This is a genomic window from Gilvimarinus xylanilyticus (genome assembly GCF_024195295.1).
Taxonomy (GTDB): Bacteria; Pseudomonadota; Gammaproteobacteria; order Pseudomonadales; family Cellvibrionaceae; genus Gilvimarinus; species Gilvimarinus xylanilyticus.
In genome coordinates this window covers 463,342-480,345 of sequence record NZ_JAMFTH010000001.1, presented here as the reverse complement: position 1 = coordinate 480,345, position 17,004 = coordinate 463,342, and the positions used below count along the sequence as shown (strand labels likewise).

Genomic DNA, 17,004 nt, shown 5'->3' with positions numbered 1-17,004 from the left:
CTCGAGTTTGTGCAACTTGGCAAAGAGGATACCGAAGAACTGAACTGGGAAGAGATTGCCGGGGAAGATGAATCCGAAGATCCAGAGCAGGCAGTGAATAAACTCACCGCAAAAGGTAAGGCTAAAAAATAGACATAATTACGTGACATCGAATAACTCCGAAAGGATTGTGCTACAAAATTTGCAGCCGTATCTCCTCAACTCCGTGCCGGATGTTCAGCTTTTGAGGCCTTATTATGGTTTATACAAAAATAGCGGGCCTCCGAAAAAGCCCGCTATTAAAGTTTTACAACGCAGCTATCACTGTAGACAGTAATAACTTGGTTAGTTGTTAGAACTTCGCACGAACACCTACGCTGTAGCGACGATCCGACTCATAGTACTGCCAAGGGCTACCCAGCTCGGTAATGAAAACGGTGTTTTCACCGGTCAGGTTAGTGGCATTACCCACAAGACTGATGTTGTCGTTAATGTCGTAGCTAACCGAGAAATCCAGCTGACCACGCGCTTCGGTGTAGTTATTACCGGCGGTAGGATCATCCTGAGAACTGTTAGTCGCTAGTGCACCAATATTCTCGACGCGTTTTTCTTGCTCGCTGAACAGGAAGTCATCGCGCCAGTTGTAAGCAAAGCGAACCGACACATCCTCATACTCCCAGAACACCTGAGTATTAATGGTATGCTCAGAAATATTCAGCATTTGCGAACCGTCAGGGGTTTCACTGTCGGCATAGGTGTAGTTTGCATTCATACCCAGACCGGACAGCATACCGGGCAAGAAATCAAAGATCTGCTGGTAACCCAATTCAAGACCTTTCACAAAACCACTGTCGCCATTTTCTTGAGCGTAAGTCCGGATACCGGTTAGACCCTGGTCTCGCAAACCTTCCACATAGGCGATACCCTCGGCCTCATTGGCAAAGTTGGCCGAATCTACATACTCAAGTGTTGGGTTATTCTGGCCCGCTGAATTCAGCAAACAAACATTGCCGTACTCGGTAACGTTCTGCGGAGCGCTCTGGGTGCGCGAGTCAGCCACACAGCTGCTTGAGGTGGTGAAGAACGACGAAACATCTTTGTAGAAGATGGCCGCCGAGATCATGTTGGTATCACCAAAGTAGTGCTCTACCGACAGGTCGTACTGGGTAGCACGGAACGGATCCAAATCGATAGCACCACGCTCCGCCGTTACGTAACTATCGTCCACACCCGCTGAAGGCGCCAGCTGCTCAAAACCTGCACGACGCATTACTTTAGCTGCCGCAAAGCGAACCAAGGTGTTGTCAGTCACGCTGTAGGTAATGTTAGCGCTGGGCAGAACATCGTCATAGTCGTTAGAGCCGGAATCTCCGTCTGCATCTGAAGAGGAAATTTCACTCTCTACATAGCGCACACCAACATTGGCACGAACGGCACCAAAGTCCAAATTGGCCATGGCGTACAGAGCGCTGGTTTCTTCCGTGATATCCCGGTAAGCCCCCAAATCGTCGGTCATGTTGTCACTCAAAGTACCGCTAGTTTCGAGCGTGGTACCCTGATAGAGCTGCTGCCAATCCAAGAACACATCGTCGATGTTATGGAGCTGCATTGGATCAAACACACGATAAGTCAGCAGATCATTTTGCCCAGCTAAGCCGGTTTGATCGAACGAGTTGTCATAGTTAACCGTGGTGATACTGCCGGGAAACATTGCTTCGTAATCGTTAATCCAGAATACGGCTTGCTCGTCAGTCGGGTTGCCATTTTCATCCAGATAGTAAGTGTCTGAGTGAACATCTGCCTGCTCAAACTTGGCACGACGGAAGGAGTAGTCACGCTCGGTTTGGCGATAGCCCGCCTCAACAGAGCTAATCCAGCCGATACCGAAGGGCTCGCGATAATCAACGTCGATACGGAAAGCAGTCTCATCGTTGGTGGTGTCGTTAAGTTCAGCCTCGAATTCGCGCAGCGCCAAGTTATTGGGGTTGGTCAACAGGTTAGGATCGCTGTAGACAATAGAGGGAATTCCACCGTTGGTGCCGTCAAATTCAGCATCGGCCGTTTGCATGTTAATACTGCCGTCTGCTTCAAAGTCGGCGCGACGCACAGGACGCAAGTTGAATTCGTTATCCGGTGCAGAACTTTCCGACGAGGCATCTACATATTCAGCAAATACGTTCAGCTTATCGGTCAGATCCCAATCGGCGCCAAAAGCGATCGTTTCGGTATCCGTCTCGCGGAACTCACTCCAGGTTTTAGGAATCTGGAACACGCCCGGCAGAGTGTAATTATCGACTTGGCCGTTAGCATCTTGAACGGTATTGGCATCGTACTCACGGGTACCGCCTACGTCCAGAATGGAGTTACCACCTTGGTATCCGCCACGGCTAGTGGTGTTGTATTCGAGGAATATATGGCCATCTTCTGAGGCTGGAGCCCACTCAACAGATACGAATGAGGCGGTACGCTCACGTTCTTCGACATACTGCTCAACGGTGTTCTGATCACGCACGATATAGCGTCCGCTGGGCGTGTTGGCATCAAACGGAATGGCATCTTCAGGGTTTGAACCATCGCCCGCGTCAGACTTTGCCAAAGCTTGAACACGGTTAAAGTAACTATCGCGACGCAGCTCGCGATCCTGGTAAGAGAACATCGCTACGGCACCGATGGTACCAGCTTCGCCCAAGTCCCAATTGTCGCCAGCAGTCGCGTTAAAAATCGGACCCCAGTTTTCGGTTTTGTCGGTGTACTCACCGGCCAGATAGCCGGCGATGGTCGGGCCATCCAGCTCCAGCGGGCTGCGGGTTTCCATTCTAACGGTGCCACCCAAAGCGCCCTCGATCATATCGGCAGTGGGTGACTTGATCACCTCTACTTGCTTAAGGAAGCTGGAAGGAAAATCTTCCAGACTCACACCACCACGACCATCGCCAATGGTAGACCGGCCATTTAATTCAATACGGTTCTGAGGAAGACCACGAATTGAAACAGAGGTACCAACACCAAAATCGCGGACAATGGAAACCCCGGTAATGCGCTGCAGAGCTTCGGCGATATTGTTGTCGGGCAGCTTACCGATATCTTCAGCCACAATCGCGTCAGAGATTTGCACGCTGTCACGCTTCACATCGACAGCGGCCTGCAAGCTGGCACGAATACCAGTTACAACAACCTCTTCCAACATAGGTGATGTTTCTTGCTCTTGAGCAAGAGCACCCTGGCTGAACGCCAAAGCTGATGCGGTAACCATAGCGCTGCTAATAGCTGCTACCGCTTTGGGCAAATTAATTTTGTTTATGTCGCTCACTTCTCGTACTCCTTAATTATGTTTATTGGTAGAACAACCTCGATTGTCATAGCGAACATTAACCAATGCACTACATTTTTGTCAACCACTTTGAATACATTAATTATTACCGATTTTAATGCCGACACACAAAATAAAATTTCACTTAATATTCAATAGCTTATAAACATATAAATACATAAATTGAGCGTTACACTTCTACCCAAACCCGTGGCTAGATAACGAAATCACCCCAATTAGATATTTTCAGAATAACCATAACGGTCACACATAAACGACTTTGCGGTTAACCAATTAATTTCATACCTATTCGATGACTGAGCTGAGCCGCCAGCCATCAAGACAAGGACTTAAAGAAGGGACGATGGGCAAGCTGTAGAAAAATAACAGCAAAAAATAAAAAACCCGCCCCTGCATAAGCAAAGGCGGGTAAAAGGCTATGGAATGTATGGAGATTTACTCTACATCGACAACCACTTCAGCCGAGTTGCTATGATAAACAGAACCTTCATTCTCATCTGGATCCAAAGAGATTCCGACGTCATAGCTCTCAAAATCATCTTCGTACTCTAAGGTTGTACCTTCTAAGTCAGAGTAAACTTTAATCTCATCCACGCGATATTGCGCGGCAGGCAAGACTGAACTGTTATCGCCCAACTTAAAGATCACGTATTGCACCCCATCCATGACGTCTGCAGGCGAGGAAGATGCAGATACAAACGGCTCAACGGTAACAGGCTGACCATTAATGGTTACCGTAACCGTTGGCGTCACAGTGTCATCGGCACTCGATGCATCCCAAGTCATTTCAACCTGATTCCAAACACCGGGCTCGTACTCTACGCCAACATCAATGTCGCCTTGATCGCGCAGCGCGTACTGATCGGCTTGAATACGCAAATCGACGATAGCATCGCTGGTGCTGGTAGAGCCACCATAAAGACCAATGTAGGCATCCTTCGCGCTTCCATCTTCCGTTACCGCGTTATCATCTTTATTGAAATAAGCAGTAACCTTACCTTGACCTAAAGGCGATTCAAGCTTGTAGCGCAACTCTGGGGCATCATCGATCATGCTGTCAGTCATTCGCGCGACTTTATTGCCTGCTGCCCCCGGGCCTGACTCGGGGCCACCATCATCGGGGCCAGTGGTGCCACTAACGGCGACCGATGCGACTTCCACTTCTGCGCTATTACCATGGTAGATAGAGTCGGCATTTTCATCTGGATCAAGCTTGGTCCCCGGAGCATAGCCTTCAAAATCATCCTCAAAGGCCAAATCTGTTCCCTCAAGATCTGAATAAACCTTCACATTATCAACGTGGTAAGCGGCCTCTGGGATTACAGCACTATCATCACCAAACTTGAAGATCACAACCTCAACACCGTCCATCACGGTAGTTGGGATAGACGATGCCGAGGAGAAAGGCTCGGTGGTTACACTGACACCGTTAATCGTGATCGTAACGAGCGGCGTTTGCTCTGCACTCGCCTCGGACGCGTCCCAAGTCATCTCAACATCAGTCCACACACCGGGAGTAAAGGGAATCGCGACTTCAATATCGTCTTTATCGCGAATAACGAATTGATCTGACTGAATGCGCAAATCAACCAACGCCTGACTGGTACTGGTCGAAGAACCGTATAAGCCAATGTAGGCGTCTTTGGCAGAACCTTCTTCGTCTACTGCATCTGCGTCCTTCATAAATGACGCCGTCAGCTTGCCGCTTTCCATGGCCTCGCCAAACTTATAACGCAGCTCACCGGCGTCATCGAACATAGTATCGGTAATTCTGGCCACCTGAGAGGTTTCAACCTCCTCTTCAGCGCCCGTAATGGTAATTTCTAAATTAGCGGTGGTGCCGTCGACAGATTCGATTTCAATACTATCGACTACCACATCATCTGGACCGGCTAAACCCGCAACCGTAGAGTTTTGGGTATCCAGGACATACTCCCACGAGCCACTTTCTTCAATTGAGAATGTACCATAGGCAGTGCTTTCATCCGTTAAAGGCGTAACAGCAGCTTCACCCTCGTCGGGGTCGGTTACAGTTACCAAGCCCAGGAGCGGATCTTCGGTAATCTTGGAAATCTCACCGGTTAAGCTGCTAAAGGTTGCGGGAGTATTTTCGACCGGTCCCGCACTTGAGCTTGAACCGCCATTATCCGGAACATCAAAAACATCATCACCATCACCGCCGCACCCTACGAGGGTCGCAGCTAAAATAGACGCCGTTAATATTTTCATTTTCATAGTGACTGTATCCTTATTGTTAGTTAACGATTTGATACTCAATAAACTCATTGGTTAGGTAACTTCTTGCGCCTCGCTGGCCTCTCGACTTATCCATAAATTAACATCAGCACCGTCTGAGGCAGATCGGTTGAAACCTTAGTAGTCGTCTTTCTGCGCGACCTAGAAGCTCCGACTTCAAACCAGCCCTCGGGTCCGAACGAAAAAACAGACTGGGGCATGTGGGAAAAAGCGGGCTTCTAGCGAAGCCCGTAAACTCGGTTAACCATTCTCGCTAACCCATCGGAGAGGACCACATACTCAGTGGCTACAACTAGACGCGGACGCCCAACATGCATCCACCCTGCCGCCCCTATTAACGGCAATGGCTTCAGCAATCCGGTTTCACCGTTTCGGTTCAATTCTTTACCCCCGTGCTTATGATTATTCTGGGACAGATATTCAATCGTTGAGTAAAGGCTACCGAACTGACTACATTTTTGTCAACCAGTTTGCAGAACTTTATGCATACCAATATTTAAACCTTCAAGAGCCTTACAATTTAAGCAATAAAATCATATGCTTACAGCAGGCGTAAAAAGAAATCGGCCAAGCTTAGAGAGAGGGAGGCGAAGGTTTACCCTGCCCCTAGGGAGAAAACAGCGTCTGGCAGGCAGGGTACCGTCATAGAATTAAGAGACTCCTGACGGTACCGCTGCCCTACAGCCGTGCTTGCGGAAGGTTGCGCGGCTTATTTTAACTCGATTGACGAAAAAGTTGCCTGAGCATAGTGACCATTTGCCTTGTCCTGCGCCCAATCACCGGTTCCAGCGCATCCGGCATACCACATACCGTCCTGATCTTTACTACTGCACTGGTTATAGGCCCCGGCTTTGAAATAAAACCAATCACCAGAATATCCGCGCGGGTTATCTAATTCGTCCACTTCGCCAAAGGGGTCGACATTGTTAGACAAGTCCACCGAATACTCGACCGTAGGTTTTCCTTCGGCGGTAAAAGTAAGGTTCATTACGTTACCATCAACGTCTACCGTATAACTGAAGGCCTGATCTAACTTAACGCCCTCGGCACCGGGATCTTCAGAGGAATCCCACAAATTCCCCCATACGGGGTAAGCGATGTCCGTACGGTTAGGATCGTCCTTCTCGAGGTTACGCTCATAAGTCCAGAAAACCGATCCGTATTCGTGGTTGGGCCACTTTTTGTAGTAAATTTTTAATGGTTCATTCCCGTACCCAAAACCGCTGGCCATTTTACTGTCTTTACCGGCATGAATTTGCCCCACCACGACTGAGAATGCGGGCTTTTTGTCGGGATTCTTCGCTTCAACCGCCACATGGTTAACCGCCAATGTTGCCGATAACTCACCACCTATAGAGCCATAACGCGATGCTTTGGGGTGTGCCGCCAGTGAAAAATTGTTACCCGGTGCTTTGGTTTTAGATCCTTTCGGGTCTACCATTTGCCGAAGTTCGCTTCGGGTATTGGTGGAATTGGCGGTGGTAATCGCCTTATTAGGCGCTGCAAATACCACTTGATTGTTCTCGTTTGCGTAAAAAAATCTCGGCTCAAGCAAACGGCTTATTTGCGGGGGTCCCACCTCATCAATCTTACCGTCACGATTACTGTCCATAGGCAGTGTGATTTTCCAATGGGAAAAATCCATTACTGTTCCCGGAATTTTCTTTCCCGCTAAATCCTCTGGGGTAAAGGCCGGCTTTTTAGTCTGAGCGGTACCTTCACACGCGGTGAGAAGAGTCACTGAAGACACCATTGCCACAGCGGCAAGGGTTAATCGACGCACTGATGTTTTGCGATTTATTATCATATTTTTCTCCTACAAATGAGAGTAGTTGGTTTAAATTGCGTGAAAACGAAACCCGGAATTGTCTTGCTGAATAGAAAACAGGTAGTTTCGACACTCGTTTGCCACCAGGACCATACCGGCAGCGCCCGTTTTAGATCGATAGGCTTTGGAAAACCCACCGTCTATGCAGATTAACCGTCCGTCAGCATAACGGGGGGATTCTCCGTCTTTAAGCTTTACCGGGACATGGCCATTGACCAAAATACTGTTCCCATCACCACGTAGCTCGCGAGCCACCTTGCCCACAAAGCTCAAGCTATTGCGGGCCGAAAAGTATGGATTATTACCCTCGCGGTGGTATTTCTTATCGGCGACAAAATAGCGTTCAAACGTTGTCATTTTCTGGCGCCCGAACAAAGGAGATTGAGGGCCACACCACAGATACCAGGCAATATCCGAAAGATACTGACAACTTGTACTTTTACGTCGAGAATAGGCTTTACGCAGTTGCAGCTCGAAGGCATCAAATAGTGCCCTTCCCTCCAAAGCCCTGTCATTGACCCTAAACGCGGCCAACTGGAGATCTTCGGTAACAGGAAGACAGCCATGATACATTGTGTATTGCTCGTCGGCCCCCAGTAGACTGCCGTTGGCGAAAAGAAAGTTAATATGCTGATGCAGCCTTTCGGACTGAACAAACTGTAATTTGAGATCTTCGACAATCCGCCACTCCTCATCCGTTAAGGAAGATGTAGAGTTTGGATTAACCGTGGGAAAAGCGGTATCCGTAAGGCTTACTTCTGCGTTATCTAAGGCAACCACGCCCCTGGCGTAGTCCACCTTTCTAAGCATGGCTCTGGCCTCCATGGCGAAGTTAGTATTTCGCTCAATGATCTGCTCTTCCAACTTGAACTGAATAATCGCTATAGCTTTGTGCATAGCTGACCAAGGTCGACCTGTAGAGTCGCTCAAGGGCGTGGAAAAGTTTGCGCAAGAGTCGCAGCCATAGGCTTTCGACGCGAAATCGGCAAGCTTATCGAGGCTAATGTCGTAATCTTGTGTCAGTGTTTCCGTATGGCCATACTTTAGGCACAGCCGTATCACTGTGGCAATACATTCAAGTGACCCCGAGGCGGCCCCCATCCACAATACATCGTGATTTCCCCACTGAACGTTGACTCGTGGCAACTGCTCCAGGCGGTCGAGAATATGAGCCGCATCGGGACCACGGTCGAAAATATCCCCAACCACATGCAGGCGGTAACTCACAAGGGCGAGCACAGCTTTAGCAATGTACCGACACAACTGCTCTCGATCTTGGTCGTCCAGTAAGGCAATAGCCTCGCGGCGCTGGTCATCCAAAACACCGGTAATGGCAAACTCATCCAGAACATTCAAAAACCAGCTGCAACTGGAAAAGGTCTCCACCCCGACTGGCCAAAAGCGACGATCTTGCTTAAATTTAAGCAAGATCTCCATCATGGCAATGAGGTTCTGGAAGTGATCGAAACTCCCGGATCGTGCCAAACTCTCTCCCAAAAGATAGTGCCGCAAAGCTTCGCGTGGAGCCTGGGGATACTCGTTTAGATAATCAATTAAAAGCGTTTCAACAACGCCAAATCTCTGCTTCTCCAGTGAATCGAAGACGTCTCCCTGACCGTGCAAATCTGATATAAAAACTTTGTAGGGCTGTGTAGACATCAATCAATCGCTCACCAAATATCAGGCGCAACGTTAAAAAGCGCTTTCGCAATTAAGTTGACGGCAAATGTCTGTCAGTTTCGAAGAAAAGCCCTCTTCGGCTTTACGCAACCAGACACGAGGATCGTAGAACTTCTTGTTGGGTACATCAGCGCCTTCAGGGTTACCGATCTGTCCCTGTAAATAGCCTTTGCGATCTTCGTAAAACTCGCGCACACCGTTCCAATAAGCCCACTGCAAGTCGGTATCCACATTGACTTTAATCACCCCATAATCGATTCCCTGGGCGATGTCCTCTGCGGACGAGCCCGAACCACCGTGAAAAACAAAATCGACAGGGTTGTGGCTCAAACCAAATTTCTCACTTAAGTGATCTTGAGAGTTTCGCAAAATCTCTGGACGCAGGGTGACATTACCGGGCGAATAGACACCATGAACGTTACCAAATGCCGCTGCGATGGTGAACTTATCACTAATTTTACTCAGTTTTTCATAAGCGTAGGCAACTTCCGAAGGTTGAGTGTACAAACGTGAAGAATCTACATCGGTATTATCAACACCGTCTTCTTCGCCCCCGGTCACACCCAGTTCTATCTCAAGCGTCATACCCATTGCGCTCATACGTTTAAGGTACTCGCAGCAGGTTTCGATGTTATCTTCTATGGGCTCTTCAGAAAGATCGATCATATGCGAAGAAAAGAGCGGCTTGCCGTGCTGACGATAATACTCTTCACCCGCATCAAGTAGCCCATCAATCCAAGGCAATAATTTACGTGCCGCGTGATCGGTATGCAGCATGACATGGGCGCCATAGGTAGGTGCCATTGCGTGGACATGCAAAGCCGCAGAAACCGCACCTTTGATAGACCCCTGGTGATTCGAGTTAGACACTGATTTACCACCGTAGAAAGCAGCGCCACCGTGGGATAACTGAATAATGATGGGCGCACTCAACTCGGCAGCCACAGACATTACGCTATTAGCCGTACTAGAGCTGGTAATATTTACCGCTGGCAATGCCATGCGCTGAGACTTTGCATAAGTGAAGGTCTTAGAAACAGCCTCTCCCAGAATCACATTTTCAGGCAGGGTCAGTTTATTAATCATGGATAACTCTCTTTTAATGTTGAGAAGAATTCGTATCTGCGCCTACTGAAAGCTGGGCATATCGCTTTCAGAGATAATGGCGCCTTTGTACTGGATTACCGTTGAGGCCAGTAGATGCCCCTTCTGCGCAGACACCTCGAAGCTCTCCCCTTGCGAGCGATAATGCAAGTAGGCAGCGTTAAACGAGTCTCCCGCCGATGTGGTATCAACCACTTCTACTCGGCGACCGGTCACCATTGCACGGGTTACGCCGTCGTCAACACAGCAACCTTCAGCCCCCATTTTTAATACAATTTCACGGGCACCGCACTGCCGAATTCTATCAAGCACGACATCTTTATCGGATTCGCCAAATAATCGAGATTCATCATCTATGGTGGGAAGGGCTATGTCGCTGATGGCGTAAGCCCTACTGAACGCCTTTTGAGCCAGATCAGTGCTTTCCCATAGAACAGGACGATAATTACCGTCAAAAACTATTTTCTTACCCGCAGATTGCAGAGCTTGTAACATCTCAAACAATCGATTCTGGGAATCCGCATCAATAATCGCAAGACTAATACCGGATAGGTAAATAAAATCAAACCCTGAAAGGTCTGATTGAAGCGCCTCTCGCTTAGCATCGCTATCGACAATATATTTTGCTGCCGAGTCATTGCGCCAGTAAATAAAATGGCGCTCGCCCGATTCATCGTTGCTTATGTGATACACCCCGGGACGCTTCTCTTCATCTTTACGTACTAAAGAGGTCTCTACGCCGTTAGACTTCCACTGGGCCATCATCCACTCACTGGCCGGATCGTCACCCATAGCGGTTACAAAACTCGACTGTGAACCCAGTCTTGCCAAATAGACGGCGGTATTGAGGGTATCACCCCCGTATCCAATAACCGCTGGAACCTTGGAAAGGTCAGCGGACAAGCTACCGCTGGACATCTCCAGCATGCATTCCCCAATCGCTGCAATCTTCACAAAATACCTCTATTGTAGAGAATAGGCCTGCCATGGAATGCAGGCCTTGCTTATCTATAATTTAAGAAAACAGCAAACCGCCATTAACATCCATATTCAAACCGGTCAGGAAAGATGCTTCATCGGATGCAAGATAAGCCACCACATCGGCCACTTCATCGGGTGAACCTTCGCGACGTAAAGGCGTGGCCCCCGCAACGTTTTTACGCGCTTCATCCTTGGTGAAGGTATCGTGAAAGGTCGTACTGATCATTCCCGGACATAGAGAATTAACTCGTATACCTTTCGGTCCGAGTTCCTTAGCCATGGAACGGGTAAAGGTCATTACCGCGCCTTTTGCAGTAGCATAAGCCGAGGCGCCAGGGCCACCGCCATCGCGACCGGCCTGGGAGGAGAAGTTAATAATGGCACCGCCCTTCTCCATATGAGGGGTAACATATTTAGTCAGAAGAAAGGTGCTGGTGAGATTTAAGCGAACCACAAAATCAAAAAAGTCCGGGTCCATCTCATCAATGGTTTTTCGCTCTACCAAACCACCCGCAACATTGACTAGAATGTCAATCTTTTCCCCATAAGCTTCTTGGGTTTTGTTGATAAGTGACTGTACCTCTTCGGGTTTACCCATGTCCCCTTGAACCAAAATCGCCTCTGCGCCCAGCTCTTTAACATCGGCCAGGGTCTTTTCAGCCTCTTCCCGGCTACCATAATAGTTAATAACCAGTTTGGCTCCTTCTTTGGCAAGTTTCAGTGAAATTGAACGGCCAATATCACGTCCCCCGCCGGTAATAACACAAACACGATTATTTAGTTTCATAAAACACCCACCTAAGGATTTAGCATGCATTTTCTACAAAATGCCGATTAACGAGAGACTTGCTTATTTTCCACCGACCATATCGGCTCGAATAGGACTGAAAATATCAATCAAAATCCCCGCTTCAAGGCAAACAGCGCCGTGCTCTTCATTAGGCGGAACGTAAAAACAGTCACCACCTTTAAGGATTTTCTTCTCGCCGTCGATCATAACCTCAAACTTACCGCGCTCGACATAAGCGACCTGAGAGTGAAAATGGCTATGCACATAACCCTCACTTCCCTCTTCAAAAGTTACGCGAACCACCATAATTTGTTCGTTATAACCCATAATGCGACGCTTTACGCCGGGGGCTACATCTTCTTCTTCGATGGTATCCATCTCAATAAACTTGCTAGATTCAATTAACATAATCTTCACCTATAACAATCACGGATAAAGGAAACTTATGATGCATCCCTGTCAATATTAATAAGTATCAGTTTTCTGATAATTCGATAACTTTTGCTTTAACCAGAGACGAATTTTCGTCACCTTTAGTTAAAATTAGAGTGTAGGTTAGCCCCTGCCCCATATCTACAGTTAACTCAGCGCCTGTTTTTGTAGGTTTATAATCTAAGGAATTAACCCGGCTATAAGAGTTTCGTACATACTCGGCGGTGCCATTGTATTCACCATGGGGTTCAAGCACCGCGTACATAACAGCGCTATCGGCTTTAAGGCGTCTAACCACCCCTTGATCCCTACGCAGGTTATGATTAGGGTCGTTCGCCCCCAACTGGAAGAACAAGGTGTTCGCCTGTTTTGCACTTTCGGCCTGGTAACCATAGGTATAAGAGTAAAACCGGTCACCCATTAACCATGTGAGACGGTTATTGGTTGTTGCGCTATTGCCTTCACTGCGCAGCAGCATATGTTGATACCCATTACTCTTTCCCAAAGGCTTCCAAATATTGAAAGACTCGGAATTTTCTAGGTTATGATCTATAACTTGTCCATTAAAATGCAGTGGCAAGTCATATAAATGCTGCGTGTCAGATTCGATACTCACCACATCGATAACAAACGGCTCTATCGACTTCGGCTTAACCAATGCCTGGATGCGAGTAAGTTGAACGCCTTCATAAGCGGTATTGATACGGCCTATACTAATATCAGCCACATTATCTTGAATGAAAGCCACCTGTTCGGCAGGATTCTTATTGGCCTTATCTAGATCCGTATCAAACTGACTGGCCTTGTCGACCACCAAAGTATTGTGAGCAACTGTTTGCTTGGCCCAGGTCTTGTTCTCGGTTAAATAATGACCGCCGTATTTTGCCTCGACATTAAGATAACGAGCAGCACCATAATCGGTGACCACTTCGTGGCCATCATCATAGAATTGCCAGCTAAGACGGTCATAGTGGCCGTGCCCCATTCCTTGACTGGTATTCTTCGCCACCACCAAGGTTCCGGATTCATTATCTCCCGAACGCAATAGCGTCAATGCTCCCTGTTCGCCATCGGCACCATCGCGATAGACTTTTGACGGGTAGTTATAGGGAACCACCTCCCCCTCGGCAATGATTTTCGAAAGCGCTACTCCGCCTGCACTTAAGCTTACCCTCTCTTGCTGACGAGCAATATCGCTCAGGGATTTGTCCGCAGTAATATCGTAAGCAATGGCAAGTGCCTGAACCAACTCTTCGGTCTTAATACCTTTGTCTTTAATGGCATCATTAATGGGTAAGAATAAACCGTTGTAGCTCAGCTCTAACGTGGTGTAGATGGCTTTAAGCAAAATACCGTCGCGATACTTGAAAATGGCTTTATCCGGTTCATTCGTTTCAATAGCTTTGGCAAACCATACGAACGGCATAAGCGCATAGCGCTGGTAATAGGGCCCTTCGGTGTAATAACCATCGGGCGAAAACAATTCGTCCAGCTGTTTATAAAAGCCAGAGTTTCCGCGCCTATCCAAGCCTTTAAGAGCCTGCTCCACATAATCGTCTCGACCTGTCGCGTAGCCCACCATACCAACGGCGGCAACAGCCCAAGTACCGTGGTTATGAATTTTATCAAAGGTCTGAGGCTGGCCTTTCGATAAGTAGTCGGCCACCGGAAAGAGGAGATTATTTTTTAACCGATCCCTTAGCTCATCGCTAAAGGTCTCTGCCACCATATCGTAAGCTTGGCTGGTGTAAACCAACCACACAGCCTCATTAAGACTCTGCCAAAAGAGCTTTCCCGGGGTTTGCTCTTTTTTCTCGGGATGCAAATCTAACTGTGGGTACATATCCGCGTACGCACTAAGCATCTCGGCCACATAGTGGCTGTAGCGGGTATCTCCGCTTATCTGATACTGCAGAGCCGCAGCGTACATTGCCTTGTAGTTACGCTTATGCTGTTCATGGGTATACCCACCACCAGCATCTTTGGGCCAGGGAACGACTATTCCGGCGGCGATCGCCTCATCAGCCACGATTTTATTGGCTTGCAACGAGGTTTCGAGCAAACCACCCGACGCCTCACGCAAGGCGCCAATATCATCTTCGTTAAGTACCAACGAGGGAGAGGCGGCCGCCGCAGAAGCCACACCTAAAAGCAGCAAGAGAATACTGAAGGCTTTGGTCATCAAGGGCATCAATCTCATAATCGCTTACTCAGAAAAATTATTATTATCAGCACTGAAGGTGGACTCCATTCCCGACACCACGCTTTCGACCTTGTATAAAGGTTTATTGCTGTAAGTATTAGATTCAATGCGAATGACCGGCCCGCCTACCGTATGCTGAATCAAGACAGGCGCGCTATTTACAAAATGATTACTCTCAATAAGACCGCGCTGAACACCATGCAATAAAATGCTATGCCCGCTTGAATCCGCTGCAGGAGAGGACTCGATAGTCACACCGGCAACATGCACGTGAGGACCAAATGTACTTTCATCGGTGCCGCCGCGATACACCGTCATCAAACCGCCAGTGGCATTACTCACTGTAGAGTTTTTAACGGTAATGTATTCGGCGTTATACATACCATAATCGTCTTTTTCCGAGTCCAGTTTAAGTACAGATCCTTTAATATTATTAAAGCTTGAATCTTTAATCAGAACCTCATCAGCAAAGGTGCTCTTGCGAAGCTTAATGACGTCAAAGTCCTTATTGATATCTAGATCTTGTACTTCAACACCTAAAAGTTCTAACTGAAAGTTTTTGGTCATAGGTGAGCTGTCTGAACGAATCACGGCATTGGCCTTATCATCCGGTGCGCGTGCACCGCTGACCGTCAGATCTTGAAGGCGAAGCGAACTTCCATTCATAAGATCCACCAAGGATTTACGAGCAAACGTTAACGTCGTTTTCCCCTTTCCCGCACCCTTGATAACCAGCGGCTTATCTAGAATCAATGTTTTGGAGAAATGATAGTGCCCCTCATCAAGCACTAGCTCGGCAGCGTCCTCAAGACCACTGTAAACGTCCAAAACCGTATCCGCGCCTGGCGCGACCTTAACGCTATTTTTGCGACTAAAGCGGTCAGTTTTTTCATATTTGGGGTACCAGGAAACGCCGACTTCATCTTTCTCAACGGGCAGCTCGGGTACAGAAACATCCAAGTTATCGACTTTGGTAAACCCTTCCTTCAGTTCTTTAGCGACTGAAAAATTCGCTTTGTTCCCATCAAATTCTATCCCTTTTACACTGTCATGAAGCTCAAAGGGTGACTCGCCTGAGTCATTAACGATGGTGTTGTTCTCAAAACGGCTATTAGAAGGAGCAGCGCTTCGCTCTTCGTCGCTACCGGCACCGAAGATAATTCTGTCGACGTTAACCAAAGTATTGCCTGTTATAAGCGCATTATCGACTTGATGGTAGCGATTGATGGGCGAATTCGGCACCCCGTTCATAACCACCAACCCACCACCAAAGCGTGATCCTGTAAGCCCAGACATATAGTTATTTCTTACGATTTGATCGGCGTTAATCACACGAATGCCGCCTGTATGATCAACCCCATTACCAATGAACGCATTACCTTCTACTAAGTTTCCATTGCCGTGGCGTAACGTTAGGGTGCCGCGCGACTCGAAAAACACATTATTTTTCAAGACATTATTCCCCGACTTATTGGATATAATTTCCACTTCACCATCGCAGTGCTCAAAATAGTTGTGTGCAACGGTTGTGAGCGAGTCGCTTAGAGAGAAATGACTGGTACCAATACGCAGAGTCTCACCGCCATTCGACCCCAATACCGGGCGCGGACCAAAATAGTTGTATTCGATCACATGGTTATTTTCTCGACTGTGCTCGGTATCAAGCCGCACTGCCATGGTTACGCCTTTATTGCGCTTAAAGCTGAAATGGTTATGGTCAATACGATTGTTCTTGCCATAAACACTTACCCAATAATCAGTCTCATACCGATCGGGGTTGCTAAAATCATCAATAACAACTTCAGTCAACCGAGTATTCATCGCAATCGTCGAGTAGTCTTCCTCGCTCTTCGGCTTTGCGGTGCGAAAGGAAATAACAGTGTCAGACGGGGTGTAACCGTTCTTAAACACCAATCCGCGAACCACCAAATGCTCACCGGCAAGCTTTAAGTTGGAGCGACCGCTTATGATCGCTTTTCCAGGGTTTTCTGCCGCTAAGGTAATAGGCTCCTCGGCGGTGCCCCTAGCAGAGAAAACGAATTCAACATCGCTCCACACGCCATCTTGTAATAAAACCCGATCGCCAGGCTCTAGCTGATCGACAGCGTTTTGGTATTCGGAAAAATCGGAAACAGAGTAATCTTTAGCCGCACACAGTGCAGGAAACAGGGCGAGAACGAAAAGACTAGAACGCAATGGAGACTTATTATTCATATTAAACACACCACACTTTCACTTAAAAAAGCGGCCGGGCCTCCTAAAAGAAGGCCCGACCCAAGGAGAGCCACATGCCAGAAACAGCGCATCGCCAATTTCTGACAGGGACCAGTGCTCGAGCTTGCTTGGCTTCGGCGACGAAGCGGGGATGTCCGGCGCGCCATCTCCTGCCAAAACGAGAAGCAACCGTCACCGACTCAGTC

Annotated in this window: 11 protein-coding genes; 1 reads left to right on the top strand and 10 read right to left on the bottom strand. The window is 48.0% G+C overall.

Annotated elements, in window-relative coordinates; all coding sequences use genetic code 11:
- Positions 1-9: 9 nt before the first annotated feature.
- The gene (locus M6D89_RS17260; protein WP_256504411.1) at positions 10-132 is read left to right on the top strand and encodes a hypothetical protein; all 123 of its coding nucleotides are present in this window, start codon (positions 10-12) and stop codon (positions 130-132) included.
- A gap of 199 nt (positions 133-331) precedes the next feature.
- Here M6D89_RS17260 and M6D89_RS02050 read toward each other — a convergent pair whose 3' ends face one another.
- From M6D89_RS02050 to M6D89_RS02005, 10 genes are all read right to left on the bottom strand, one after another.
- Positions 332-3,289, bottom strand: coding sequence for a TonB-dependent receptor (locus M6D89_RS02050; protein WP_253966368.1), 2,958 nt, complete (start codon positions 3,287-3,289; stop codon positions 332-334).
- A gap of 456 nt (positions 3,290-3,745) precedes the next feature.
- Positions 3,746-5,545 carry a VCBS domain-containing protein gene (locus M6D89_RS02045; protein ID WP_253966367.1) on the bottom strand — a complete coding sequence of 600 codons (1,800 nt, stop codon included), beginning with the start codon at positions 5,543-5,545 and terminating at the stop codon, positions 3,746-3,748.
- 730 nt (positions 5,546-6,275) lie between these two features.
- Complete coding sequence (locus tag M6D89_RS02040) at positions 6,276-7,373, bottom strand: polysaccharide lyase family 7 protein (RefSeq protein ID WP_253966366.1); 1,098 nt, start codon at positions 7,371-7,373, stop codon at positions 6,276-6,278.
- 30 nt (positions 7,374-7,403) lie between these two features.
- Complete coding sequence (locus M6D89_RS02035; RefSeq protein ID WP_253966365.1) at positions 7,404-9,053, bottom strand: fructose-bisphosphatase class III; 1,650 nt, start codon at positions 9,051-9,053, stop codon at positions 7,404-7,406.
- A 33-nt stretch (positions 9,054-9,086) separates the two neighbouring features.
- Positions 9,087-10,160, bottom strand: coding sequence for a class II fructose-bisphosphate aldolase (fbaA, locus tag M6D89_RS02030; protein ID WP_253966364.1), 1,074 nt, complete (start codon positions 10,158-10,160; stop codon positions 9,087-9,089).
- 42 nt (positions 10,161-10,202) lie between these two features.
- Positions 10,203-11,132, bottom strand: a complete 930-nt coding sequence (locus M6D89_RS02025) for a sugar kinase (protein WP_253966363.1) — start codon at positions 11,130-11,132, stop codon at positions 10,203-10,205.
- Positions 11,133-11,193: 61 nt separating this feature from the next.
- Positions 11,194-11,946 (bottom strand): SDR family NAD(P)-dependent oxidoreductase, encoded by a 753-nt coding sequence (locus M6D89_RS02020; protein WP_253966362.1) that lies wholly within the window; start codon positions 11,944-11,946, stop codon positions 11,194-11,196.
- Between the two features lie 63 nt (positions 11,947-12,009).
- Positions 12,010-12,357, bottom strand: coding sequence for a cupin domain-containing protein (locus M6D89_RS02015; protein ID WP_253966361.1), 348 nt, complete (start codon positions 12,355-12,357; stop codon positions 12,010-12,012).
- Positions 12,358-12,424: 67 nt separating this feature from the next.
- On the bottom strand, positions 12,425-14,581 hold the full coding sequence (locus M6D89_RS02010; RefSeq protein ID WP_253966360.1) for an alginate lyase family protein: 2,157 nt from the start codon (positions 14,579-14,581) through the stop codon (positions 12,425-12,427).
- A 6-nt stretch (positions 14,582-14,587) separates the two neighbouring features.
- Positions 14,588-16,798, bottom strand: coding sequence for a chondroitinase-B domain-containing protein (locus tag M6D89_RS02005; protein ID WP_253966359.1), 2,211 nt, complete (start codon positions 16,796-16,798; stop codon positions 14,588-14,590).
- Positions 16,799-17,004 lie beyond the last annotated feature (206 nt).